Genomic DNA, 23,457 nt, shown 5'->3' on the forward strand with positions numbered 1-23,457 from the left:
CGCAACTCTCTTGCCTCCGCGCGACGAAGCTCGTACATGGGCGCCACCTTGGGTGCGCTCCGCGGTAGCCTCACGTTCTCGCGCTTCTACGTCACCGGTGACATTCCCGACGATGTTCCCGGAACGACCTTGAAGCGCATCCGTGCCAACGCTTTCCAGCCCCTCTCGCCCGATGACGAGAAGAACGAGGGCGCGGGCTGGGCCAGCATCGAGGATCCCTTCATCACGGACCTCGATCACGAAAAGGTCTTCTACAACGAGTACGTTTGTCTCGGCTTGCGCCTGGATCGGTGGGTCATCCCCGGCCCCCTGCTCAAGGCCCACCTGCGCGACGCCGAGCAGGCGCTGCTCGCCAAGAGGGGGCTCGAGCGCCTCGGCCGGCAGGCGAAGACCGAGTTGAAGACGATGGTCGTGCGCAAGCTGCGGCGCCAGCTCGTGCCTTCGCTCAAGAGTTACGACGTCGTCTGGAATCTGCGGACGAACATCCTCCACCTGTACAGCCAATCCGAGCGTATCGCGGCCCTGCTCGACGACCTCTTCAAGCGCACGTTCAAGGTCGACCTCGTGCCCGAGAGCCCGGGCACGGCCGCCGATCGCCTCGGCCTCGACGCCAAGGAGGCGCGGGCCATGGCCGGGCTCGAACCGACGATCCTTGCCCGATTGGAAGAGGAGGCGCGCTGATGGAGCTCTTGGATCTCATCGAAGGGCGCCGCTTCATGGGGCGTGAATTCGTGGTCTGGCTCTGGTTCGAGAGCGAGATGCAGGAGACGAACCTGCAGCCCACGGGCGCCGACCCGGTCTCGATGTGGCTGGAGGCGCAGATCACGCTCGTCCTGGAGAAAGAAGAGAGCCGGCTCAAGGGCGCGATTCCGGCCTCGTCGCCGGAGGCGAAAGAGGCGCTCCGGCAGGGCAAGCTCCCGAAGGAGGCGAAGATGCGCCTCGTGCGCGGGGAGCGCGAGTATGCCTGGACGCTCAAGGCCGATTCGCTGGCGCTCTCGGGCCTCAAGTTGCCCACGCAGCTCAAGAAGAACGACGAGAAACACGAGGTCTTTTACGAGCGCATGATGCTGCTCGAAGACCTCGAGACCTCACTCTCGGCGCTCTACGCGGACTTCGTGCGCCTGCGCCTCGCGGACCCGTGGGACGACGAGATCGTACCGCTCATGAAGAGCTGGGCGTACGGCGAGAAGGCAGACGCGGGAGCGTACCTCGCCACGAAACGCGCGGTGCTCGGCGAGAAGCGGAAACGCAAGCGGTAACCAGCCCTCGGTTCCTGCTCCTTGACAGGGAATGGCATAGACCGTTAGGACTCAAACGAGTCGTTACGGTTCTTGCTTTTTCTGGAGGAGATCATGAATCATCGTGGATGGAGGAGCCCGTGGATTGCGCTCGTGCTGGCGGGCGTGGCTGCCGTGGTCGCGGCGTCCGGATGCTCGGATGACCCGTCGTCGTCGAATACGGGCGGTGCCGGCGGGACCGGCGCGGGCGGGAATGGTGGTGCAGGCGGCGGCGCAGGCGGCGGCGGGGTGGGCGGCACCGGCGGGATGGGCAGCGGCGGCGGGGGCGGGGACTTCCCGGAGCGCATGTCGGCGCGCATGTTCCTGTCCGGGCACAGCCTCACGGACAATCCATTGCCGGACCACGTCCTGACCATCGCGCAGAGCCTCGGCAAGGACTTCAATTTCAACGAGCAGATCGGCATCGGCTCGCCCATCCGCGTGAGGACCAAAGGCGGGAGCTTCGACGCGCCGGGCTGGCCCGGATACAGCACGGGGAAGAACCGCGAAGGCAGCGACATGAACGTGATCGAAGAGCTCCTCTCCCCGAAGACGCTCGGGCCCGGCGAGCTCTACGATACGCTCGTGATCACGGAGCGACACGACATCCTGGGCACGATCTGGTGGGAGGATACGTTCGGCTTCCTGCGCCATTTCCACGACCGATTGATCGACGGCAACCCGGCCGGGCGTACGCTGTTTTACCATAGCTGGCTCGATGTCGACAAGAATGCCCCGACGACGTGGATCAACCACGAGAAGAACGCGCTCTACGCGTGGGAATGCGTGGCGACGAAGGTGAACCTCTCGCTCGCGGGCCATGCGGGGGGGAGGGTCGAGGTGCTCCCCGCGGGCGCGGCGCTCGTTGATCTCGTGGAGCGGATCCTGAACGACGAAGTGCAAGGCATCACGGGCACGACGCCGCAGAAGCTCGACAGGATCTTCAGCGACAACGTGCACATGACGCCGCTCGGCGCCTATTACCTCGCGCTCGTCACGTACGCGTCGATCTTCCGCGCCTCGCCGGTCGGCGCGGCCGTCCCCGCGGGCATCGACGCCGCGCCTGTGGCCGACATGCAGAAGATCGCATGGGACTTCGTGCGCAACTATTACAGCCAGCCGACGCCGGGCGAGCACACGATGGAGGAATGCCGGACCTTCATCTCAGAGAACGTCTGCGCCTCGTTCTGGACCTTGACAAACCAGCCCAACAACATCGCCTCCTGCCAGACGGATTTCGCGAACGCGAACGCGGCGCAGAATCCCTTCCGCTGGCCGGATCCGCAGATGAAGTTGTGGCCGGATCCGTAGTCGTCCCGGGGATGCTGTCCCCCCCACCGCGCGTTTTTCACGCAGGCCCATCTTGACATCGGGACGATTTGCCTGGTACGGGGCGCCACCCTCGGTTCCACCGGGTCTGATCATTCCCCTTCGAGAGGATTCATGCGCCTGCGAAACTCCCTGGTTCTCGTGCTCGCTCTCACCACGGCCGGCTACGGATGCAGCAAGTCGGATTCGACGGGCGGCGCTGCTGCCGATTCGAAGAACGCCTCCGCAGGCAAGGAGGCCTCGGCGAGCGCCGCGGAGGAGCGCCTGAAGAAGGCGGGCTGGACGATCGAGTCGAGCGAGGATCAGGGCGAGAACTGGCGTTCGTTGTACCTGAAGATCACGAAGGGCAAGGACGACGACCAGCGCTCGGCCCGCGTCTGGATCGACGCATTCGCGGAGGCGTCCGAAGGCGCGCCGAAGCCGGCGATCACGACGGGCAAGGGCGCGCTGATCCGGTTCGGCTGGGAGCCGCAGGACAAGAAGCCCGCGCCGGATCTCGCGCCCTTCGCGAAGGACGTCGCCGCGATTTGCCCCCCGGAGAAGGCCACCGACGAGCTCTTCAACGACACGAAATTCGACGATGCCGTGAAGAAGTGGGGCCTGACGAACAGCGGCAGCCGTTCGGGGGGCCGGCTCTCGGCGAGCGGCGTCGTGTACAACCACCGGTTCCTCTCGGGGGAAGCAGGCACGCTCGCGATCGAGATCGTCCATTTTGACAAGGCGGTCGCCGATGGCGACACGCGGCTCGTCGGGACGACGCTCGTCGCCGTGGATGCGGACGACGAGGCGACGAAGAAGGAGCTGTACGGCATTCTCAGCGGGAGCTGAGAGAGGCCGTCAGGAAAACCCACGCAAGGGCAGGTCCGGCCGCTGGAGCCAGTTGTCCGCGGCGTAATGCGCGTCGGCCTCGACGACGTGCACCGTATACGCGTGCCGTGATTGTGCCGAGCGGTTCTCCTCGCTTCGATGGGGCAAGAGCCCGTGCAGCACGACCAGCGTGCCTGCCGGGACTTCGAGGGGGAAGGCGCCGTCCTCGACGAGGGGGACCGGATCCAGCACCTCGAATCGCGTGTTCCCACGCGCATCCCGCAAAAAACGTTTCTTGAGCCCCTGCCGGTGCCCGCCGGGCACCACCCACAAGCAGCCATTCTCGATCGTCGCGTCCTCCAGCGCGAACCACAGGCCCGTGACGGTCATGGGCTCGGTATAGAGGAACGTCGCGTCCTGGTGGCAAACCACCTCGCCGCCGATGTGCGGCTGCTTGAAGATGTACATCGATTGCACCAGGACCGGACGGGCGAGCCCGAGCTCGGCCGTCAGCGCCGCGAGGGCAGGCGTGCGCGAGAATCGATCGAAGACCGGATCGAGATCGTGCATCGCGTGGGCGATCTTGTTGAGCGCGCGCTCCTTGGGCACGCGCAGGCGCCCGTCCGGGCCGAGCGCGCCCTCCTCGTAGAAAAATCGGACCTTGTCGCCCGATGCGAGGAAATAGTCGTCGGAGGTGCGCGTCTGCTCGTGGGTGCTGAAGATCGAGCGGTGCGCCTCCGGGTCGAAGGCGTCGACGAGCTCCTCGGCGCGGCGCTTCAGCGCGAGGCACGATGCGGCCGAGACGAATCCGGGCAAGACGAGGAAACCGTCGCGCTCGAAGGCGTCGCGGCGCGCGGACGGGGCGATGGGCCGGGGCATGGCTCGATTCTCGTAGCCCTCCCGGACCCGGCTGTCCACGGCTCCGCGGGGAAGCCCGCGCAGGCCGAGCCGTCGCGCGCAGCGGGTGTTGCGCCGGGGCGACGCTCGCCTTAGGCTCCGCCCATGCATCCGCACCCCTGGCGAATCGTGCGCGCGCTCCGCGTGCTCCTCGCCTGCCTCATGCTGATGCTACCGGCGGCGCCGGCGCGCTCCGCGCAGGTCGTTCCGGACACGGTGGTGCTCCTCGCGTACGCGGGGGCGGCGGCACAGTACGCCGCGGCGGCGCGCGAGGTCGCGTCGCAAAACGCCGAGGCGCCAGAGGCCGCGGTCGAGGTCGAGGCCCGGCCCGCGCAGGCAGCCCCGTTCGTCCGTGCGACGACTGCGCGCCCGGCGGATTCGAGCGCCTCGTTCGTCCCCGCGGATCGCTGGCTCCTCCATTGCGCGCTCCTTTGCTGAATTCGACGGCCATTCCCGCGGCCTTCGATTCCACAGCAAGGAGAAAGCGATGTCGCCTTTGGTGCAAAGCCCTCGGAGAAGGGCCTGGCGGCGCTTCGTCCGTCGCCTGCTTCATTCGTTTCGCTCGATGGGCCGGATTGCCCTCGTGCTCGGCTCGGCCATGTTCCCCGGGATGCCGCCCCCGCCTCCGCCGCCACCTCCGCCGATCGAGGAGCAGGCGTCCGGCGGGAAAAAACTGTCCGAGCTTTAGATCGCGCGGCGGCATAACGAGGGGCCCGTCCACGCGGCCGTCGTTCTGTGCTACTTCACGCCGCATGTTGCTCACCCGCGCCGAGTCCACCTCCTTCCGCGAGACCTCCCTCCACGCCGACGTGATGCGTTTCGTGCGCGCGCTCGAAGCACGGAACGACCCGCGCCTCCACGTCACGACCTTCGGCACCTCGCCCGGCGGCCGCGATTTGCCGCTCCTGATCCTCTCGAAGGACCACGTGCGCACCCCCGAGGAGGCCCGGCGCAAAGAGCGCCCCGTCGTGCTCATGCTCGACGGCATTCACCCCGGCGAGGTCGAGGGCAAGGAGGCGAGCCTCGCGCTCGTCCGCGACCTGCTCGACGGCCGCCATCCCGATTGGCTCGACACGATCACGCTGCTCGTCGCCCCGCTCTTCAATCCGGACGGCAACGACGCGCTCGACCCCGTCAATCGACGGCTCGATTTGAAGAAGCTCAGCGGCCAGATCGGCCCCGTGGTCGGGACGCGCACGCAGAGCCATGGCATCAACCTGAACCGCGATTACATGCGCCAGGCCGCGCCCGAGATGCGGGCCTTGCAGGACAACGTCTGCCTTCCGTGGGCGCCCGACCTCACGATCGACAACCACGCGACGAACGGCTCGGTGCATCGCTTCCACATGACCGTCGACGTGCCGCACACCGTCGCGTCCGGGCGACGCGAGCCGATCGATTTCATGCGCGAGCGCCTCGTGCCGGAGGTCATCGCCGCCGTGCGCGCCCGCGGGTTCGAGAGCGGATGGTATGGCAATTTCGTCGAGGACGAGCGCGTGCTCGACGCGGGCGGTGAGGTCGACGCGGGGACGGACGTGGGCCTCGGTTGGATGACGTATCCGCACCATCCGCGCTTCGGCTCGAATTACCGCGGCCTCACGAACCGGCTCGATTTGCTCCTCGAATGTTATAGCTACCTGCCGTTCGAGGAGCGCGTCCGCACCGCGACGGCGTGGCAGATCGAGACGCTCTCCTGGGCCGCGAAGCACGCGGACGACATTCGCCAGGTCGTCGCGTCGAGCGCCGCGCCGCCGGATCGGGTCGCCGTGCGTTATCGCCTCGATCGCATGGAGGCGCCCGTTTCGGTCCTCACGCGCTCGCCCCGCACCTTGGAAGGTGCGCCCGTCGCGGTGCAGATCCCTTATTTGGGGCGTTTCGAGGGCACCGTCGTCGTCGATCGGCCCCGCGCCTACCTCGTCCCGCCCGCCGTGGCCGAGCACCTGCGCCGCCACGGATTGCGCGTCGGGGCGGCCGAGGGCGTGTACGACGTCGAGGTCGCGCGCGTGACGTCGCTCGGGACGGAGGGAGGGCGCGGGATCCTGGAAGCGGCGGCCGTCGGCGAGGTGGCCGTGGAATGGCGGAAGGACCGCCGGACCGCGCCCGCGGGATGGTCGCGCGTCGATACGGACCAGCCGCTCGGCGCGATCGCGGTGTACCTCTGCGAGCCGGAGAGCGACGACGGCGCCGTCGAAAACGGGCTCTTGCCGGTGCCCGCCGTCGGCGACGAGCACCCGGTGCTGCGCGTCCGCTGAGCGCCCGCGCGGGGGTGACCCGTGCTCGTGAGGGCGGCGCCGGGCAGGGGCGGGCCTGCACCTGCTGCCTGCTCGGGCCTGCACCTGCTGCCTGCTCGGGCCTGCACCTGCTGTGTCCAGGTGGCAGGTTTTCCACGCCCCGATCGCATTTCTGCGAAAAATGCCCTCGTCCCCCTCCGTGTCAGGCATGGCTCGCCCCTTGGCACGGCTGTTGATGAGTCGCTCCACGACACGTATTCGGCCTTCTTTCAAGTGGAGCATTCATCATGATCGACCAACACGCGCGTTTCGTCCCCGTCGTTGCTTGTATGGCGCTTGCCGGGTGTGCTTTTTCGACGGAGGAATCACCGCAGGAGGACGGGGAGATCGGGGCCGTGAGCGCGTCGATCGTCGACGGGACCGCGGTCTCTTCGGGCAGCGCCCTGGCGAAGTCGACGGTGGGCCTGGCCGCGCCCGGGTACACGGGGTATTGCACGGGCGTCATCATCGGCGCGAAACACGTGCTCACGGCGGCCCATTGCATGCCTGTGGCCGGCAACGTCGTCCGGTTCTACGACGGCCCGCTCCCGACCGGGACCACGCGCACCATCGTCGACGTGGACATCCGACCGGGCGTCTCCCCGTCCAGCAACGATTTCGACGACGTCAACGGCAAGTTCGCCGACATCGCGCTCGTCACGCTCGATGCGAACATCCCCTCCGGCGCGCTCGCCGCGGAACTCCCGCTCGTGTATCCGGGCAACAACGTGACGGGGCACATCGTCGGGCGGGGCCGGCACGATAGCTGCAATCCAGCCTGGACCTGCTTGGAGGGCCAGCCGAACCCCGACGAGGACCTCCGCTATTTCATCAGCCACACCTATTCGTCCGACAACAACGATGGACACATGATCGTCGACGATCCGAACGTCAACGAGGGCGACTCGGGCGGACCGTTTTATACGTGGAACGCGACCACGGGGCGGAGGGTCGTCCACGGCGTACTTTATGGCACCACGTTCGAATGGGGCGCGCACGCCAAGTACACGAGCGTCGAGTACCACCTCTCGTGGATCCTCGAGACGATGAAGTATACGGGCGGGTTGATCTCCGAGACCGGCACCGACCGGCCGGGGGGCACCTATGACTCGTTCCTCACCACGGACTGGCGGTACTGCGCCCTCGCGTGCGCGCAGGACACGGCGTGCCTCACGTACAGCCATTACGATATGGGGACGGGGAGCGTCTGCAACCTCAAGAACAGCCTGACGGCGAAGATCGCCTCGAGTTACGCGCGGATCGGGACGAAGTTCTCGCTTTAATCCCCCGGAAACCTACGCGAAAGCCAGGCCTCCACCTCCTCCGGGTGGAACTCGAACGGGCCCATGCCGCCCTTGTAAACGACCTGCCCCTTCTCGTCGATCACGTACAGCCGCTCCGGCCACGCCGCATACGCCGCGTTCGCGGGGTTCTCGAGCGGGTCCACGAGGAGCGGGATGTCGTACTTGAATCGCTTCACGAAATCGGCGGCGATGGCGACGCGCGCCTCCGTGCTCCGCGGCTGCGGGTAGCAGACGCTCTGCTCCTCGTTCACGTCCATCTGCCATTCGTCGGTCGGGTGGGCCTCCTTGATGTACACCGTAAGGAATCGGGCGCTCTTGCCATAACGCCCGGCCATCGCCTTCAGACGCTCGACCGAGCGCCGGAACGGCGGTCATGTGAAGCTGCCGAAGATCAAGACGAGCGGCTTGTCCCCGAGGTACGCCGAGAGCTTCTCCCGCCGCCCCTCCGCGAGCGCGACCATCTCCACGTCCGGCGCCGCTTCGCCGACCTTGAGCTGCCCCTCCTCGCGCTGGTCGTATCGCAACATGCCGATCACGTTGCGCGGGCCCATCCACCCCACGAACGCCGCGCCCCCCGCCACGAGGAGCGCGCCGACCGCGATCAGAGCTTTTTTCGTTCGCGTCATGGCCCCTTCCTTTACCACGCCCACGAAGGGGGTGAAAGGGCCACGAATCGAGCGTTTGTCGGGCGCGAGGAGCTAAAACGGATTCTGCTGCGGTTCGTTCCGACGGCGCGGCGCCGCCGGGCCCGCCGAGGCCGAGGCCGAGGCGGGCGGCGGCGCCGCCGCGAGCGCCGTGATCCGGCTCTGCGCCTGTCGCTGCAGGTCCGCGACCATGCCGCCGGGGCCGCTCGCCGGGAGCCCGAGGAGCTTTTGATAAAAGGCGAGGGCCTGCTCCTTTTGCCCGAGGTCCTCGCTCGCGACGCCGGCCCCGAGGAGCGCGGGCGCCGAGGCCACGTCGTCCGCGAGCACGCCACGAAAGACGTCGAGCGCGGCCGCCGCCTTCTTCTGCCGCACGAGCGCGAAGCCGAGCGCATTGCGCGTCTCCGGATCCGGGCGTTTCATCGCCGCGGCCCGGAGCGCGCGCTCCGCTTCTTCGAGCCTGCCCGCGCCGAGCAAGGCCTGGCCGAGCGAACCCACGGCCTCGGCGCTCTTCGGGTCGAGCTCCGCCGCGCGCTGAAAATGCGGGATCGCCTCGCCGCTCTTCTGCTGCGTGGCCCGCGCGCGCCCGAGGGCCAAACGCGCGTCGAAGCTGTCCGTGATCCGGAGCGCCGCTTCCAGGTGCTCGGCCGCGCCCGCGATGTTGCCCTCGGCGAGCTCGATCTGGCCGAGCCCCACGAGCGCCCCGGCGTTTTCCGGCTTCACCTTCAGCGCGAGCTGGAATTCGGACTTTGCGCGCGCCGCGTCCTCCTTGCGGCTCATGAACACGAGCCCGAGCGCGGTATGCGCGAGCGTCGAGCTCGGGTCGATCGCGAGGGCCTCGGCGAACTTCATTTTCGCCCCCTCGGCGTCGCCCTGCCGGGAAAGGATGTTGCCGAGCGCGGTCAGATACACGGGCGCGCGTGGTTTGTCGGTCTCGAGGAGCAGCTCGGCCTCGTACCGAGCGTCGTCGATGGCCTCGGGCGCGATGCGCGCGGCGCTCTCCGCGATGAGGTGGACCCGCGCGCGCATGAGGGCGCGTTGCACGTCCGGGTCCGTGGGCGCGAGCTCGCGGGCGTGGCCGTACGCCGCGAGCGCCTGCGGGTAACGGCCCGCTGCGAGGGCGACGTCGCCCTGCGCGAGGTGCTCCCGCGCGAGCTCGGGGGTGCGGTTGCAGGCCCAGAACATCGCGACGCAGAGGAGGAGCGAAGGCAGCCGCAGGGCGCGGGCGAGGGGCCTCGGGATCATCGGGGCCGTTCTACGCCCGAGGCGGCCGGGAGAAAAGGCCGCTCGGCGCCCTTGGTTCAGGGTTCGTGGGTCGCAGGCGGGAGTTCGAGGACCCGAGGTGTGAGCGGCTCCGTCGTCACGGCGTCGCGGGAGCCGACCTCGGCGTTCACCTCGAGGACACGCGGGGCGAGCGGCTCGGCCGTCAGCGCGCCGCGGGGGGAGACCTCGACCTCGACCCGGAGCTCGCGCGGCACGAGGGGCTCCTTGGAGCCATTGCGCACGTAGTCGCTCGGATCGAGCGGCTCCCGTGTTTCCTCGGGCGCGGCGATCGCCGGCTCCGGGGTCGCCGTGTTCGTCGCGGCTCTCCCCGTGGGCCCTGTCGTCGCGATGGGCCCTGTCGTCGCCGGGGACGTGACCGGCGCGTGCTCGACGCCCACGGGGCTCGCCGTCGGACCGCGCGCCGCCGGCGCCTCGCCGAGGCGCGCGTGGAGGAACAGGGCCGCCCCGACGACGAGGCCCGCGAGCGCGACGATCGAGGCGACCCTCGCGCGTCCGGCCTTGTCACTCATTGTAGTTGGAGCTGTTGACGCAGCGGAACCAGTGGTTTGCGCCTTTGTCGCAATGCCCTTCGAAGTTGTTGATGTCGCTCGTGTTGTTGATGCAGTAGGCGTTGTCGTCGTTGGCGCGATTGCCGAGCCAGTCGCCGTTGGCCTGTGCAATGAGGCCGTACGTCTGCAGGAAACGGTAATGCTCGTTGTAGGTCTCGATATGCCCGCCGAGCGCGGCGCAGACGTTCTGCGCGTTGTTGAAGTTCTGCGGCGCGAAATACGGCGTAAAGCAGATCGTATTGGAGCGCGTGATGCCTCCGAGGCTCGTCGTGGTGGTGACGCCGTAGGAGTTGAACGGCGCGGTGCATTGCCTCGGGCCGGCGCCGATGAGCTGGAGCCAGGTCGTGGCGCCGGAGTTGTTCGTCTTGCGATACCAGAGGTCCTGGTCGAAGAAGCTGCCGCCGATCTGCATCGCGTAGTTGTTGCCGCCGTTCGAATGCCGCACGTCGATGAGGTGCTGCCAGCCCGACGCGTTCGGATAATAATTCGACGGCGCGGAGGTCTCGAAGAAGCCGCTCCGCGAGCCCGTCGCGTCGGCGTTGTCCTTCGTCTCGGTCCGCGTGAGGCCATTGCCCCAGTACACGATCCCGTCGGATCGGATGTTGCCGGTCGCGTGGACCTGCTCGGCCGGGTTCGCCGTGCCGACGCCGATGGTGCCGGGGAAGTAGTTGATGCCTGACGTGCCGCCGTCGATGCGGAGCGCCGCGCCCGTGTCGTTGTGGATGCCGCCGCGGAACTGCGCCTGCGCCGTGAAGTAGACGGTGCCGGCGTTGAAATAGGCGCCGCCGGGAACGATGACGTACGAGCTCGCGACGATGTACGGGTTCGCCGCCGTGAACCGGATGTTGCCGCCGCCGTCGGGGTCGGAGGCGATGCGCAGGTAGCCGTTCGCGTGGATGTTCGACGCGGCGAACTGCTCGTAGGCCGTGCCGGGGTTGTTGTACGTGCGAATGATGCCGTCGCTGCCCATGCCGAGCTGCGAGGCGACGACGCCCGGCCAGTGGAAGGCGATGCGCGGTGTCGCGGTCGTGCGAACCTCGATGGGAGCCGTGTCGTAGACCGTGCCCACGCCGCCGGTGACGTCGAATCGACCGGTGGTGGTCACCGTGGTGGCGTCGTCGGTGATGCTCGAATTGCCGCCGGTCGTGGCGCCGGTGAATTTGATGACGGTATTGACCGTGCCATTGATGTTGGCCGAGCCGGCCGGGCCTTGCGGACCTTGCGCGCCTTGTGGACCTTGCGCGCCTTGTGGGCCTTGTGCGCCGGTGGCGCCGACAGGACCGGCGGGGCCCTGGGCGCCGGTGGCGCCAGCGGTACCTGCGGGGCCTTGCGGACCCATGGCGCCTGCGGGGCCGATCGGGCCCTGGGTACCCTGGGGGCCTTGCGTGCCGGTGGGACCGATGGGGCCTTGGGGACCCACGGCGCCGGTGGCGCCTGCGGGGCCGATCGGGCCCTGGGTACCCTGGGGGCCTTGCGTGCCGGTGGGACCGATGGGGCCTTGGGGACCCACGGCGCCGGTGGCGCCTGCGGGGCCGATCGGGCCCTGGGTACCCTGGGGGCCTTGCGTGCCGGTGGGACCGATGGGGCCTTGGGGACCCACGGCGCCGGTCGCACCCACGGGACCCACGGCGCCGGTCGCGCCGACGGGACCCTGGGGGCCCACGGCGCCGGTCGCGCCTTGCGGACCGATGGGTCCAACCGCGCCGGTGGGGCCTGCGACCCCTTGCGGACCCATCGCACCCGTCGGGCCCATGGGTCCGATGCCTCCTTGAGCACCGGTGGCACCCTGTGGACCGATGGGTCCAACCGCGCCGGTGGGGCCAGCGACCCCTTGCGGACCCATCGCACCCGTCGGGCCCATGGGTCCGACGTCTCCCTGAGCACCGGTGGCACCCTGTGGACCGATGGGTCCCACCGCGCCGGTGGGGCCTGCGACCCCCTGCGGACCCATCGCACCCGTCGGGCCCATGGGTCCGACGTCTCCCTGAGCACCGGTGGCACCCTGTGGACCGATGGGTCCAACCGCGCCGGTGGGGCCTACGTCCCCTTGCAAGCCCATCGCGCCCGTCGGGCCCATCGGACCCACGGCGCCGGTCACGCCAGTCGCGCCGGTCGCGCCGGCCGGACCCATCGGGCCCATCGGACCCGCCGGACCCATCACGCCCGCCGGCCCCATGGGTCCCATCGGCCCGACCGGACCCGCGGGACCCATGGGCCCCATCGCACCTGCCGGACCCACCGCGCCCGCCGCGCCCGTCGGACCCATCGGCCCGACCGGACCCATCACGCCCGTCGCACCCACGGGCCCCGCCGCGCCCTCCGCGCCTGTCGGGCCTTGTGGACCCGTCGGACCCACGAGCCCCGTCGGCGGACCCACCCACTCGCCGTTGTTGTTGATGACCTCGGTCCCGTTGACCGTCACGCTCGTCGGGTGGATGTCCCCGTTCACGTCGTTCGCCAAGAGTGCATACGGCACGCTCTGGATCGGCGCGCGCGGCTCGAGTTCAGGATCGTCGGCGATCGTGATTCCCAGGTACCGCACCGACCCGTCGAACAGTTTGTCGAACGGCACGAGCGAGCCGAGCGAGACCGAGTAAAACCCCTCGTCGAAGTCGACCTTGTGCTCTTCGCTCCAGAGCGGCGTCTGCGCGTTCGGCGCGTCGTAGATCGCGAACCTCACCGTCAGCGAGCCGTGGATCGGCGCGTCGTCCGCGTCGAAGAGCCGCCCTTGGTTGGTGATCGTCAGGGGAACGGCCGCGTCCGCGCTCGAGGTGGCGCAGAGGCCACCCACCAGAACCGTGGCCGCGAGCAGACGGCGAATCGTGCGAAACCTCATGGGCGTCTCGTCCTCGCGGAGGCCGCCGGGGAAAACCCGCGCGAGATCCCCCTCGACATAGTCACGCTACGCGTGTCCAGGGAGTCGCGTCAATGGTGTCGCGTGATGGCGCGCGCGCCTGAGATCGACGCCCCGCGTCAGCATGCCGCCGGCGGTTTGGCGTCCGCGGTCAGCCCACCACCAGGCTCATCCCATCCGCGAGCTTTTCGAGCGCCTCGCGCCTCGTCATGGTGACGCGCGCGATGGCGCGGGCGAGCGCGGCGATCGGCGGGCAAGCCTGCGTGTTCAGCCAATCTCGCGCCGGGACCCGCCCGCGGATCCACGGGCGCGTGGATTCGAGCCGCTCCATCAGCGCGCGCTCGCCGAACGCTCGGTAAAGGAACGCGGTATACGGGGAGGCGCCGAGGTCGAAGCTCGAAGGGCTCGCGCGCCCCTCTTCGAGCAGGCGGAGCAGGACGGGATCGAGGTCCGAGGAGGAATCCGGCGCCGGCTGCAGGAAGAGCTCGGCCCGCACGGGGTTCGTGTTGTTCTCGTCCGGAATGCCGCCGAGGAAAAGCTCGATGGGGGCGTCGCCGCCCGTGGCGCAGGCGAACGCCTCGATGAGCGCGATCGTATAAAGCTTCGCCCGCAGGTATCGCACGGCGAGCGAGATGTTGCGGCGGGCCTGGGCGATCCTCCGGGCATGGACCTCCGGCGAGGGTTCGCCGCGGAACGCGTGGAAGACGCGCTCGGCGGCGAGGGTCGAGAGGAAGCCCTCCATGCGCTGCAAGGCGAGCCGATACTCCCCGTTTCGATAGACGTTCGGCATGTGGAGCGCGGGGTTGTTCTCGGGCAGCAGCCGCCAGGTATTGTCGAGGAACCGCGCCGGATCGGCCTCGGCGAAGTTCTCGACGTCGCGGTTCGCGAGCCGCACCGCCGCGCGCACCGCGTCCTCGCAGGCATTCGCGTCGAGCCCGGGGATGCCGAGGTCCCGCAGGCGCCCGGTCAGGCGATCGAACGTGGCCGTCTCGCGGAACGGCATCGTCGCCTCGATGGCGGCGGCGATCTCGGCGAGGTGGCGCGGCGGCAGGAAGGGCGCGAGGCACTTGGCCGCGACGAACGCGCTCGCGAGCTCGTTCAGGCCGGTCAGCGGCGTCAGCTCGTCGCCGGGCTCGCGGCCGAAGATCCGCGCGACGAGCGTCGCGGCCGGGTCTTCCAGCACGCCGAGCCCGATCCGATACCCCGTCCCATCCACGGGCGTGAGCAGCGGGCGGAGCAGATCGCTGATCATCCGAGGAAATCCCTGATCCACCTGCACGTACACGACATCGTGGAAGATGCCCGCGAGGGTCTCGATCGGGCCCATCCCCTCCGTGAGGGTCAGCACGTGCGCGTGGCTGTGGAATTCGCGGGACTGCCCCGACAGGGCCTCATGGACGAGGAACGTGGGGCGCTCGAGCTCCAGCGCGCTCGGGCGACCGCCGAGCCGCGTGAGTGCCTCGTCGAACCGGACGAGGAGCCGGTGGATCGTGGGGAGCGCGGCGTCCACGGACGGCAGAGGGAGCATGCCGTCCCATAACACACGTGTCCCTGCGCGTGGACCGTTTCTTTACATCCACATGCGAACGACCACTCCATACGTGCCCGGCCCCGGGCTCATCCCCACATCGGCGCCGCCAAGCAGGACCCGATCGTCCGCGTCGCGCCGGACGGTATGCAGGACCCCGCTCTCCCCCAGGTAAACCCGCAGGATGCCGTGCACCCCGAACGTGGTGTCGACCTTCCCGTCGCACGTGTAGCGCACGAGGACGGGCTCGACGATTGTTTCGATTTCCGGGGAATTGCCGACGACGAGGATACCCCCCCCGGGCAATACCACCATGTCCTCGGCTCGCATGTTGCCCGCGTGGCGTGGCCCTTCCGCGCGGCCCTCGGAGCCGAACGAGAGGTCGGGGCTGCCGTCTGCGAGGAAGCGGCGGACCACGAAAGCTGGGTCGTCCCCGCCGGTGTCGCCGGCCACGACCATGGTGCCGTCGGCAGAAGGCGCGACGGACACCGCGCGCTCGCGGCTCGTGTCACGGCCGGCTTCGATCACGCCATCACCGCCGAACGAGGGATCGAGCACGCCGTCCGCCGTCAGGCGAAGCACGACCATGATGGTTCCCCCCTGGTCGAGGTCCGCGGTGCCGGCCACGAGAATGCGGCCGCTCGCGTCGAGGGCGACCGATTGGGCGTGCGCGGAGACGCCCACGGGGACGGTCACGTATCCCTTCGGTGCAGCGAACGTGGTATCGAGCGCGCCGGTCCGGGTGGCGCGGGCAATGAGAATCTCCCGGCTGCCGCGCCCACCGACCACGAGGATCTTGTCGTCCGGAAGAACCAGGCCATCCGTGACGGACTCCTCGCCGCCGAGGTCGATCAGGCTTTTCCCGTCGGTGCCGAACCCGGAGCCCCCGATCGACCCGTCCGGCTCGAAACGCACGAGCGCGATGTTCGCGGATTCGCCGTGGAACTTGTCACGGTGGCCCATCGCGACGATGCCGCCGTCGCTCTGGTGCCCGACGGCGACGGCATATGCGGCGTCGGCGGTCGAAGACGCGAACCCGGTGCCAGCCGTGCCATTCGTGCCGAACGTAGGATCGAGCCTCCCGGACGGGGTGAACCGGGTCAGGCGGAAACGAACGCCGCCGAGCCCGCCCGCGCCCCAGCCTGCCGCGAGGATGCGATCCCCCGCGACATCCAGACCGAAATACCCGCCGTCGTCATCGGCCCCAAAGCTCACGCGGGCCATTCCGTTCTCGCCGAACGTATCGTCGAGCCTGCCCGCCCGCGGGCTGGTCGCGGGGCACGAGGCAAAGGCCTCGCTCCCGACGCGAGGCTCGTGGTTGTCGTTGGGCGAGGGATCCGCGCCGCATCCGACAAAGGCTGCGAGGGACGAAACGACCAGACCGGAAATCGCTTTGCGGGACCACGTCATGCACGGGAACGTCGAGCCGCTCCGCGTGCACGTCAAAGTCGCATCCATGTCCTCCCGTGTTTTCCTCTTCAGGCGCGCCTCGCGAGGCCGCTACGGGTTTTTTCGTTCGACCCGCAACCGATAGGGCCCCGCGTCCTTCTCTCTGGGCCCGTCGACGATAATCTTGTATTTTCGGGCCATGAGGTACTGTTCTTTGATCAACGGGCGACGCGGCGTGCGCTCCACGAAGCACGCATGCGTGTCCGTCTCGTCCTCGACGAGGATGTACAACACCGGCGTCCAGCCCGACGTCTCGACGCGGAAGAGGTAATCGCCGGCCTCCTTGATTTCGAGGAGCCATTCGTCGTCGTTGCCGTAGGCTGCGCAGACCGCGGAGTCGTCGGTGGATTTCGAGGTATCCCCCGCGACCTCTCGCCCGAGCGCGAGCACGCCGCCATGCGCGAGCGGCGCCTCCTCCTGGACCCGGAGCGTGTATGCGCCCGCGTCGCCGCCGAAGCCGTCGACGACGACCTGGACCTGCGCGCCTCGCGCGAGGGAAACGTGCACGATGGACGAGCTGTAGTAGCCGGCCCGATCATCATTGCAAGTGAGGAGCCCTCCGCCCGGCTGGGAAAGCGCGAGCGCTCCGTCGAACTCGCTGTCGAGCTGCAAGGCATAAAGGCCGGCGTGCGGGGCCGTGAACGTCCAGGTCTCGTCCGGCGAGCCTTCCGCGATGACACAATTCAGGGAAAAACCGTCGTGCGCGCCGCTCGTATTTCCGCGCGCCGCGGCGCCGAGCGTCAACGCGCCACGCGCGCGTGACGGGCCTCGCGGGGCCGGCCGGGGGACGCCCCCTTCCGCGGAGTACCCGGCGACCCCGTCGGATACCAGGATCGCGAGATCGATCGCGCCTTGGCGCTGCCGTACGAGCACCGGCGCTAGCAGGGCCGTCACCCGGGATCGCTCCATCGAAGGGGATCCCACGACCGCGGGGGCGTTGTTCGGACAACCCCGGAATCGATCGCTGAGCTTGTGATGCGTCGGCGGGGTGCAGAGGCGCACCGGGCCGGAAGCGCCGAAGACGAGCGCGCTGTCCACGAGCGACAGGCGGCCCTCCGGGAGCTCGTCGATCGGGAGGAGCGGCAGGCCCGTGTACGGCTCCGACGGACCCTCCAGCTTCGGCGCCTCGGTCCTCGGCTCGATGGGACCCGGCGCGAGCGGAGCGGGCTCGCCGATGGCGATACGCCCGTCGCTCAGCCGCGCGAAGAGACGCGCTTCGAGCGGAGCGTGGCCGTGGACCGATCGCCCCGCCGCGTCGTGCTCCGAGTCGAATCGACCGATCCCGGAGAGCCATTGCACCTTCCGGCGGAGCCAAGGCATATCGTCGTACGCGGGCTTGTCGGCGGACAGGACCGAGATGGCGCCCGAGCGGTGGACAACGACCCATACGGCGCGCTCATTGTCGAGCGTGCGGAGGGCGAGATGGCCCCGCGGCGGGAGCGCGACCACGCCGAGCGGGGCAGGCAGGGAGGGGCGTTCGAGGGAAGCCATCGGAGGAGGCGTTCGAGACGGCGCCGACGCCTTCGGTTTCGCCTCCGGCAACTCGAATGCGTACGCCGCGTGGGGCGGATCCGCGAGGTACACGAACCGCGGCAGCAAGATCCGTCGAGGGACGGCGATGACCTGCGCGATGCCCATCGCGATCAAAATACACTCGCCGCCGAAATACTTCCTCGAAAGCCTCAACGTGCCCGCGGCGTCGACCTCGACCGCATCGAGCTCCGGCTCGCAGGCGCCGCCTTCATACGCCGCGCCGAGCACCACGTGGGTCTCGAAATCGACACGCGGCAGAGGGCCTTTGGCGTGGACGGCGCGCCAGAGCGAGCGCAGCTCGTCCTCGTCGGTCGCGAGCCACGCGCCCTCCGTCCCGTATTGTTGCGACCTGCCATTCGCGAGCACGCGCAGGCCGCCGGGCTCGGCGCTCGTCGCGCGGGCGATCACCCCGACGGGCTTCGGGACCTCCGAGAGCGGGCTGCCGCGGAGGGCGTCCGTGCAGCCCGCGAGCGAAAACGAGAGCGCGAGGAGGAGCGAACGGAACACGCGCGGCATGCGGGCAGCAAGACAAACTTCGCCCGGCATGTCAAGCGTGGCCCGGGGAGGGGGAGGGGGGAGGGGAAGGCGCGAGCGCGCCCGCGGCCGAGCGCGCTCGTCCTCCGTCAGTTCTTGATGAATCCTTCGCGAATGTAGATCATCGGCGCGGCTGCCGTGTACTCGTATCGATAGTTGAAGCGCGATTGCTTGCGCGCCTCGGCGATGTACGCGTCGAGCGTGGCCTCCTTGCCGATCGCCCCGTGGTACGCGCCGAGGGTGCGCTCGGGATCCGGGTACGAGACGGCCGTGTTCGTGGCGTCCGTCTCCTTCGTCGTCACGAGCCACTCGTCGTAGGATTGGCCGGTCGCGTTCGCGCCGGATTCGAACCAGCCCTTCGCGGGCGCGCTCGAATGCCAGTGGTTCCCGAGGAAGCTCACGCCGGCGTTGTACGGCTGGTTGAAGAACCGCGCGAGCTCCTCGCCCCGGAGCGGCGATTGGACATCGTTGGCCTCGACCTTCACGTTCGTGAGCGCCGTCGTGGAGAAGCGGATCCCGCCGCGCCAGTCGTAGACGATGTTGTTCCGGATCGTGAGGTCCTTGATCGCCTCGTCCGGGACCTGCATCGGGTCGTACTTGCGCGTGAGCTCGAATGCGGCGTGGTTGCTCCCTACGGTCTTGTCGTGCGCGAGGATGTTGTTCTCGACGACCGCCGACTTGATGTTGCCGATCTGGATCCCGACCCCGCGCGTCTCGACCTCCGTGATGTCGCCCGCTTCACCCACCACGTTGCCGGTCACGGTGCCGCTGACGCCGCCGGAGAGCGGGGTCGCCGGCCCATTCGTCAAGCCAAACGAGAAGCCGATGGGATTGGCGATGACGAGGTTATTGTCCACGGTGCCGCCCGCGCGCGCCTGGAGCCCGTGGCTCGCCGCGCGCGTCGTGATGTTGCCGCGGATCGTCACCTTCGAGCACGACGGCTGGATGTAGACGTTGTGGTTGGAGATCGTCGCATTCGCGCCGGGCACCTGTGAATTCCAGCCGTTGTGGTCGAAGACGTTCCCTTCGAGGATGAGCACGTCGACGTTCGTCGCCGTGAGGCCCTCGGCGTCGTCGGTGGTCACGCTCGGATTGGGATCCTCGAGTTTGTACGCGTCGACGATGACCGAGCGGCGCAGCCGGACATTGTTGATTTTGCCCTCGACCCCCTGGAGGCTCAGGTTGTTCGTGTAGGACTGGATCATCAGATCCTCGAAGAGCAGGTCGCCGCCCTTCGCCAGCCACACCACGCCCTCGTCGCCCGCCGGGCCCACGAAATCGGGGCTCGCGGGGTCGCGGGTGTTTGCGTGAAAATGAATTCCCACGAAAGCAAGGTGCTGGAGCGTGGGGCCGGCGTCCGCGGAGAGCCCGCGCTTCGCGCCCGTCTTGAGGAGCGGGCGCGCGACGGCGTCGCCGTATGTCGAGACGACCATCAACTCCGACGTGCCTCGGCCCGAGAGCGTCCACGTGCCGAGCCCCTCGTTCCAGGCGTCGCCTCGCTTGAGGAGCAGCCAATCCGGGAAGCCGTCGCGCAGGAGCTGCTTGCCCTTGGCGATCGTCTTGACGGCCTTCTCCGGCGAAAGGCCGTCGTTGTCGTCGCTCCCATCCGAGCTCGATACGTAGATCTTTTGCGTGTCGTCGCTCTCCTTGAAGTTGGTCCACCCGAGGGTCGGATCCCAGGGCGGACCCGCGTCCGCGGCGCCACTCCCTCCGGCGCCCCCGTCGCCGCCCGTGCCTCCGACGCCGCCCGTGCCTCCGACGCCGCCCGTGCCGCCCGTGTGGGTCCCCGTGGAGTTCGATCCGCTTGCGCTCGGGCCGGGATCCGTGCCGCAGCCCTGCGTGAAAGCGAACGCTCCGAGGAGCCCCAGGAGCACGGGGGCCGCGGCGAATGAAGTCGAACGAGTGATCTTCGAAAGCATGAAAATCTCCAGCGCGCGCCCCTCGCCGGGATGACGAGGGAAGGAATCGATCTCACGGAGTTTTGCGCAGTCCGTCAAGCGTCGTGGAGGTCGTTTCCGTGCGATACGAAAACGTGGTGTCTGGCCATTGACGCGGGGAGGGGCTTGACACCGCGCGTCCTCGGGTCTTCGATGCACCCCTTTCGGACCTGCTTCAGGAGATCCACCGCATGCAATCGATTCGCCCGTGCCGGCGTGCCCTGCTCGCGCCGCTCCTCCTGCTTCCGTTCGGCGCTGCCTGGGGCGGCGCGGGGTGCAGCGGCGAGGAGCCGCCGGGGGCGTGGTCCGGGCCCGCGCGAGCCGAATTCACGCCCCGCGAGATCCCGCGCGAGGCGGCGGCGCTGCGCGCGCGTTTCCCGGCGCAGGCGGCGCGGATCCTCGACGCGGACGCGCTCTTCGTGGGCGGCGACGAGGGGTTTTCCCCGGCGCCGAGCGGCGCGCAAAACGCGCGCTGGGTCCGGTCGCCGGCCTTGCCGGGCGGAGATGCGATCGAGGAGGCTCATGCGGAGACGAGGCCTTTGCCGAGCGGCCTCCGCGTGCTGCTCCCGCGTCGCGCCGAGGATCCGGTGCGCTTCGAGCTGCCCGGGGATGTTTCGGTGCACGTGCGGGAGATCGGCGCAGGGGGCGAGGGCGCGATCGCCGCGCACGCGGTCGTGTACGGGCGAGCGGACGGGACTTCGTTCTGGACGGCGACGGGAGCGGGATACGAGGAATGGTTGTGGCTGGAGCAGGGCGTTGCGGCGGCCGATCACGCGGCGGTCGCGTGGACGATCGAGGGCGCCGCAGTGCGGCAGGCGGGTGACGCGGTGGAGCTCTTCGATGGCCGCGGCGCCTCGCGAATCCGCGTGACGGCGCCGGAGGCGTTCGCGGCTTCGGGCCGGGCCGTCGCGGCGCGGCTCGTCGCGCGCGGCGATACGATCGAGTTATGGGTCGACGCAAACGGGGAGGAGGTGCTCGTCGATCCGGCGTGGGCGCCGACCGGGGCCCTCAATGCGGTACGAGCCTATCACACCACGAATTCGCTCCCGAACGGCAAGGTCCTCGTGACCTCGGGGCACAATGGGGTGAGTTATGTGGCGTCCAGCGAGCTCTACGATCCCGCCACCGGGACCTGGACGTATGCGGGGTCCTTGACGTATGGGCGCGCCGGGCACCAGTCGGCCGTCCTCGCGGGGGGGCGGGTGCTCATCACCGGAGGCTGGGACGGCGGCGCGGATTGCCTCAGGTTCACCGAAATTCATTCCCCCGCGTCGAAGACGTGGTCCCTTGGGGCCCCCCTCGGCGTCGCGCGTTGCTCCGTCTCGGTCACGCTGATGGCCAATGGCAAGGTGATGGCCGCGGGCGGCATGCCGTACAACGGCCAGATGGCGATGGCCACGGCAGAGGTGTACGATCCGATCTCGAACATCTGGACGCCGACCGGGCCCATGAACGATCCGCGCGTCACGCACGCGCTCCAGGCGCTTCCCAATGGCAAGGTGCTCGCCATCGGCGGCGCGCCGAGCCCGACCTCGCCGGCCTATGTCTCCGCGGAGATCTACGATCCGACGACGAACACCTGGACCACCATCCCGTCGATGAATGCGGCGCGCGCGCAGCACACGTCGACGCTCCTGCCGACGGGCCACGTCCTCGTCGCGGGCGGGACGAGCTCGTCGAATGGCGCCATCGACACCGCGGAGCTTTATGATCCGGCGACGAACGCCTGGACGTCCGCGGGCGTGATGAGCGAGGCGCGGCGCCTCCACACGGCCACGTTGCTCCCAGGCAACCAGGTGCTCGTCACGGGCGGGATGCGGCCCGACACTTCGTCGTCGGGCACCACGGACATCTATCAAGTCGAGCTGAACACCTGGATCCCGGCCAGCGCGCTGGTCGGCGCGCGCCATCGCCATGGGGCGGCGCTGCTCGGGATGGGCACGGTCCTCGTCGCAGGGGGGCAGCATGGCCTGGGGTACGTGGGCACCGCGGAGCTGCTGACCGGGGCCGACGCGCTCGGCGCGGCCTGCGCCATCGGCCTCGATTGCCAGAGCGGCTTCTGCGTCGACGGCGTCTGCTGCGATACTGCGTGTCATGCCGGCGCCTGTGATGCCTGCTCCGTCGCCGCCGGCGCCGCCGCGGATGGCACCTGCGCGCCGCTCACCGGCCCCAGTTGCGACGACGGCAATGCATGCAGCGAGAAGGACGTCTGCCAGAGCGGCGTGTGTGTCGGGACGGACCCCGTGGTTTGTCCTTCGCCGAGCGACGCCTGCCATGTGCAGGGCACCTGCGATCCGCAAACCGGTTTCTGCTCGACCCCGAGCGCGCCGGACGGGACGGCTTGCAGCGATGAGAATGTCTGCACCACGGAAGACGTTTGCCAGGCGGGGACCTGCACGGGCAAAAGCTCCGTCGTTTGCGCCCCGTCGGACGATTGCCACGTCGCCGGCGTGTGTGATCCGGTGACCGGCTGCTCGAATCCCGCGAAGCCCGACGGCGCGGCCTGCAACGATGCCAACGCGTGCAGCAAGACGGACCTCTGCCAGGCGGGCACATGCGTCGGGACGACCCCGGTCGTCTGCGACCCGATCGACGCTTGCCATGACATCGGCACGTGCGACCCCGTCACCGGGCAATGCTCCACGCCGCTCAAACCGGAGGGCGCGTCTTGCGACGACGGCAATGCCTGCACGCAGACGGACACGTGCCAGGTCGGCGTTTGCCTCGGCGCGGATCCGATCACGTGCGCGCCGCCCGACGCCTGCCACGAGGAGGGCGCTTGCAATGTCGTGAGCGGCATGTGCGCATATCCCACCAAACCCGAAGGCGCGGCCTGCCCGGGGGGCACGTGCGCGGCGGGCGTGTGCGTGCACGACGGCGTTGGCGGAGGCGGCGGCACGGGCGGCGCGGGTGGTATGGGAGGCGCTGGCGGCAGCGGCGGCGAAGGCGGCACGGGCGGCGCCGGCGGGAATGGGAGCGGCGTTGGCGGGGGCATGGGCGGCTCGAATGCCGGCACAGGCGGGGACGCGGGCACCGGCGCGGGCGGGAGCGACCTGATCATGGGCGGCGGCTGTAGTTGCAGGACGAACGGAATCGCGCCGACGGGCTTCCCGGCGGCGACGGCGGCGCTCCTTCTCGGGTTTGCCGTGCGGCGTCGACGCGGGCGAGCGAGGTAGACTGTTCCGTATCGGAGAGTCGTGTTCGGGCGCAAAATCGCTTGACAAGGGCTGGTCACTTCGCAGACGGTGGCCCGCAATGCGTCCGG

Annotated in this window: 18 protein-coding genes; 9 read left to right on the forward strand and 9 right to left on the reverse strand. The window is 69.1% G+C overall.

Annotation, left to right across the window (positions count from 1 at the left end):
- Window positions 1–36: 36 nt before the first annotated feature.
- The 4 genes from QHF89_RS06575 (at window position 37) to QHF89_RS06590 (ending at window position 3,434) form a co-directional block, all read left to right on the forward strand.
- A complete protein-coding gene (locus tag QHF89_RS06575; RefSeq protein WP_136970988.1) occupies window positions 37–681 on the forward strand; it encodes a hypothetical protein in 645 nt (214 codons plus the stop codon).
- Window positions 681–1,259 (forward strand): hypothetical protein, encoded by a 579-nt coding sequence (locus QHF89_RS06580; RefSeq protein WP_136970987.1) that lies wholly within the window; start codon window positions 681–683, stop codon window positions 1,257–1,259. Before QHF89_RS06575 ends, QHF89_RS06580 begins: the two co-directional genes overlap by 1 nt.
- A 93-nt stretch (window positions 1,260–1,352) precedes the next feature.
- On the forward strand, window positions 1,353–2,588 hold the full coding sequence (locus QHF89_RS06585) for a hypothetical protein (protein ID WP_284720160.1): 1,236 nt from the start codon (window positions 1,353–1,355) through the stop codon (window positions 2,586–2,588).
- Window positions 2,589–2,720: 132 nt separating this feature from the next.
- A complete protein-coding gene (locus QHF89_RS06590) occupies window positions 2,721–3,434 on the forward strand; it encodes a hypothetical protein (RefSeq protein ID WP_136970986.1) in 714 nt (237 codons plus the stop codon).
- Window positions 3,435–3,443: 9 nt separating this feature from the next.
- Here the strand turns inward: QHF89_RS06590 and QHF89_RS06595 are convergent, their stop codons facing one another.
- Window positions 3,444–4,292: a phytanoyl-CoA dioxygenase family protein gene (locus QHF89_RS06595; protein ID WP_136970985.1), complete on the reverse strand. Its 849-nt coding sequence runs from the start codon at window positions 4,290–4,292 to the stop codon at window positions 3,444–3,446.
- Between the two features lie 123 nt (window positions 4,293–4,415).
- On the opposite strand from QHF89_RS06595, the gene QHF89_RS06600 reads away from it, so the two are divergent.
- The 4 genes from QHF89_RS06600 (at window position 4,416) to QHF89_RS06615 (ending at window position 7,863) form a co-directional block, all read left to right on the forward strand.
- Complete coding sequence (locus QHF89_RS06600; RefSeq protein ID WP_136970984.1) at window positions 4,416–4,748, forward strand: hypothetical protein; 333 nt, start codon at window positions 4,416–4,418, stop codon at window positions 4,746–4,748.
- 127 nt (window positions 4,749–4,875) lie between these two features.
- Window positions 4,876–4,998, forward strand: coding sequence for a hypothetical protein (locus QHF89_RS06605; RefSeq protein ID WP_269749880.1), 123 nt, complete (start codon window positions 4,876–4,878; stop codon window positions 4,996–4,998).
- A 64-nt stretch (window positions 4,999–5,062) separates the two neighbouring features.
- On the forward strand, window positions 5,063–6,562 hold the full coding sequence (locus QHF89_RS06610) for a M14 family metallopeptidase (RefSeq protein WP_284720161.1): 1,500 nt from the start codon (window positions 5,063–5,065) through the stop codon (window positions 6,560–6,562).
- Between the two features lie 266 nt (window positions 6,563–6,828).
- Window positions 6,829–7,863 (forward strand): trypsin-like serine protease, encoded by a 1,035-nt coding sequence (locus tag QHF89_RS06615; RefSeq protein ID WP_136970983.1) that lies wholly within the window; start codon window positions 6,829–6,831, stop codon window positions 7,861–7,863.
- Here the strand turns inward: QHF89_RS06615 and QHF89_RS50325 are convergent.
- The 8 genes from QHF89_RS50325 to QHF89_RS06660 all read right to left on the reverse strand — a co-directional run bounded on the left by QHF89_RS50325 (window position 7,860) and on the right by QHF89_RS06660 (window position 20,174).
- On the reverse strand, window positions 7,860–8,510 hold the full coding sequence (locus QHF89_RS50325; RefSeq protein WP_465251808.1) for a deiodinase-like protein: 651 nt from the start codon (window positions 8,508–8,510) through the stop codon (window positions 7,860–7,862). The two genes, QHF89_RS06615 and QHF89_RS50325, sit on opposite strands and share 4 nt — an antisense overlap.
- 72 nt (window positions 8,511–8,582) lie before the next feature.
- The gene (locus tag QHF89_RS06630) at window positions 8,583–9,770 is read right to left on the reverse strand and encodes a tetratricopeptide repeat protein (protein ID WP_136970980.1); all 1,188 of its coding nucleotides are present in this window, start codon (window positions 9,768–9,770) and stop codon (window positions 8,583–8,585) included.
- A 56-nt stretch (window positions 9,771–9,826) separates the two neighbouring features.
- Window positions 9,827–10,318 carry a hypothetical protein gene (locus QHF89_RS06635; RefSeq protein ID WP_136970979.1) on the reverse strand — a complete coding sequence of 164 codons (492 nt, stop codon included), beginning with the start codon at window positions 10,316–10,318 and terminating at the stop codon, window positions 9,827–9,829.
- Window positions 10,311–13,193: a hypothetical protein gene (locus tag QHF89_RS06640; protein ID WP_284720162.1), complete on the reverse strand. Its 2,883-nt coding sequence runs from the start codon at window positions 13,191–13,193 to the stop codon at window positions 10,311–10,313. Before QHF89_RS06640 ends, QHF89_RS06635 begins: the two co-directional genes overlap by 8 nt.
- 169 nt (window positions 13,194–13,362) lie before the next feature.
- Window positions 13,363–14,739, reverse strand: a complete 1,377-nt coding sequence (locus tag QHF89_RS06645) for a hypothetical protein (RefSeq protein ID WP_136930560.1) — start codon at window positions 14,737–14,739, stop codon at window positions 13,363–13,365.
- Window positions 14,740–14,781: 42 nt separating this feature from the next.
- The gene (locus QHF89_RS06650; protein ID WP_284720163.1) at window positions 14,782–16,149 is read right to left on the reverse strand and encodes a hypothetical protein; all 1,368 of its coding nucleotides are present in this window, start codon (window positions 16,147–16,149) and stop codon (window positions 14,782–14,784) included.
- 90 nt (window positions 16,150–16,239) lie between these two features.
- Window positions 16,240–18,228 carry a hypothetical protein gene (locus QHF89_RS06655; RefSeq protein ID WP_136965907.1) on the reverse strand — a complete coding sequence of 663 codons (1,989 nt, stop codon included), beginning with the start codon at window positions 18,226–18,228 and terminating at the stop codon, window positions 16,240–16,242.
- A gap of 116 nt (window positions 18,229–18,344) precedes the next feature.
- Window positions 18,345–20,174: a right-handed parallel beta-helix repeat-containing protein gene (locus QHF89_RS06660; RefSeq protein WP_136965906.1), complete on the reverse strand. Its 1,830-nt coding sequence runs from the start codon at window positions 20,172–20,174 to the stop codon at window positions 18,345–18,347.
- 209 nt (window positions 20,175–20,383) lie between these two features.
- Between QHF89_RS06660 and QHF89_RS06665 the strand changes: the two genes are divergently transcribed.
- Window positions 20,384–23,368 (forward strand): Kelch repeat-containing protein, encoded by a 2,985-nt coding sequence (locus QHF89_RS06665; protein ID WP_136965905.1) that lies wholly within the window; start codon window positions 20,384–20,386, stop codon window positions 23,366–23,368.
- Window positions 23,369–23,457 lie beyond the last annotated feature (89 nt).

This window comes from Polyangium sorediatum (assembly GCF_029946465.1).
Taxonomy (GTDB): domain Bacteria; phylum Myxococcota_A; class Polyangia; order Polyangiales; family Polyangiaceae; genus Polyangium; species Polyangium fumosum.

Excerpts from the sequence above, each read along its gene's own strand:
- QHF89_RS06660 (WP_136965906.1), bottom strand. The coding sequence starts at position 20,174 with ATGCTTTCGAAGATCACTCGTTCGACTTCATTCGCCGCGGCCCCCGTG.
- QHF89_RS06605 (WP_269749880.1), top strand. The coding sequence starts at position 4,876 with ATGGGCCGGATTGCCCTCGTGCTCGGCTCGGCCATGTTCCCCGGGATG.
- QHF89_RS06630 (WP_136970980.1), bottom strand. The coding sequence starts at position 9,770 with ATGATCCCGAGGCCCCTCGCCCGCGCCCTGCGGCTGCCTTCGCTCCTC.
- QHF89_RS06645 (WP_136930560.1), bottom strand. The coding sequence starts at position 14,739 with ATGCTCCCTCTGCCGTCCGTGGACGCCGCGCTCCCCACGATCCACCGG.
- QHF89_RS06600 (WP_136970984.1), top strand. The coding sequence starts at position 4,416 with ATGCATCCGCACCCCTGGCGAATCGTGCGCGCGCTCCGCGTGCTCCTC.
- QHF89_RS06650 (WP_284720163.1), bottom strand. The coding sequence starts at position 16,149 with ATGACGTGGTCCCGCAAAGCGATTTCCGGTCTGGTCGTTTCGTCCCTC.
- QHF89_RS06585 (WP_284720160.1), top strand. The coding sequence starts at position 1,353 with ATGAATCATCGTGGATGGAGGAGCCCGTGGATTGCGCTCGTGCTGGCG.
- QHF89_RS06580 (WP_136970987.1), top strand. The coding sequence starts at position 681 with ATGGAGCTCTTGGATCTCATCGAAGGGCGCCGCTTCATGGGGCGTGAA.
- QHF89_RS06615 (WP_136970983.1), top strand. The coding sequence starts at position 6,829 with ATGATCGACCAACACGCGCGTTTCGTCCCCGTCGTTGCTTGTATGGCG.
- QHF89_RS06575 (WP_136970988.1), top strand. The coding sequence starts at position 37 with ATGGGCGCCACCTTGGGTGCGCTCCGCGGTAGCCTCACGTTCTCGCGC.
- QHF89_RS06640 (WP_284720162.1), bottom strand. The coding sequence starts at position 13,193 with ATGAGGTTTCGCACGATTCGCCGTCTGCTCGCGGCCACGGTTCTGGTG.
- QHF89_RS06665 (WP_136965905.1), top strand. The coding sequence starts at position 20,384 with ATGCAATCGATTCGCCCGTGCCGGCGTGCCCTGCTCGCGCCGCTCCTC.
- QHF89_RS06635 (WP_136970979.1), bottom strand. The coding sequence starts at position 10,318 with ATGAGTGACAAGGCCGGACGCGCGAGGGTCGCCTCGATCGTCGCGCTC.
- QHF89_RS06595 (WP_136970985.1), bottom strand. The coding sequence starts at position 4,292 with ATGCCCCGGCCCATCGCCCCGTCCGCGCGCCGCGACGCCTTCGAGCGC.
- QHF89_RS06590 (WP_136970986.1), top strand. The coding sequence starts at position 2,721 with ATGCGCCTGCGAAACTCCCTGGTTCTCGTGCTCGCTCTCACCACGGCC.
- QHF89_RS06610 (WP_284720161.1), top strand. The coding sequence starts at position 5,063 with ATGTTGCTCACCCGCGCCGAGTCCACCTCCTTCCGCGAGACCTCCCTC.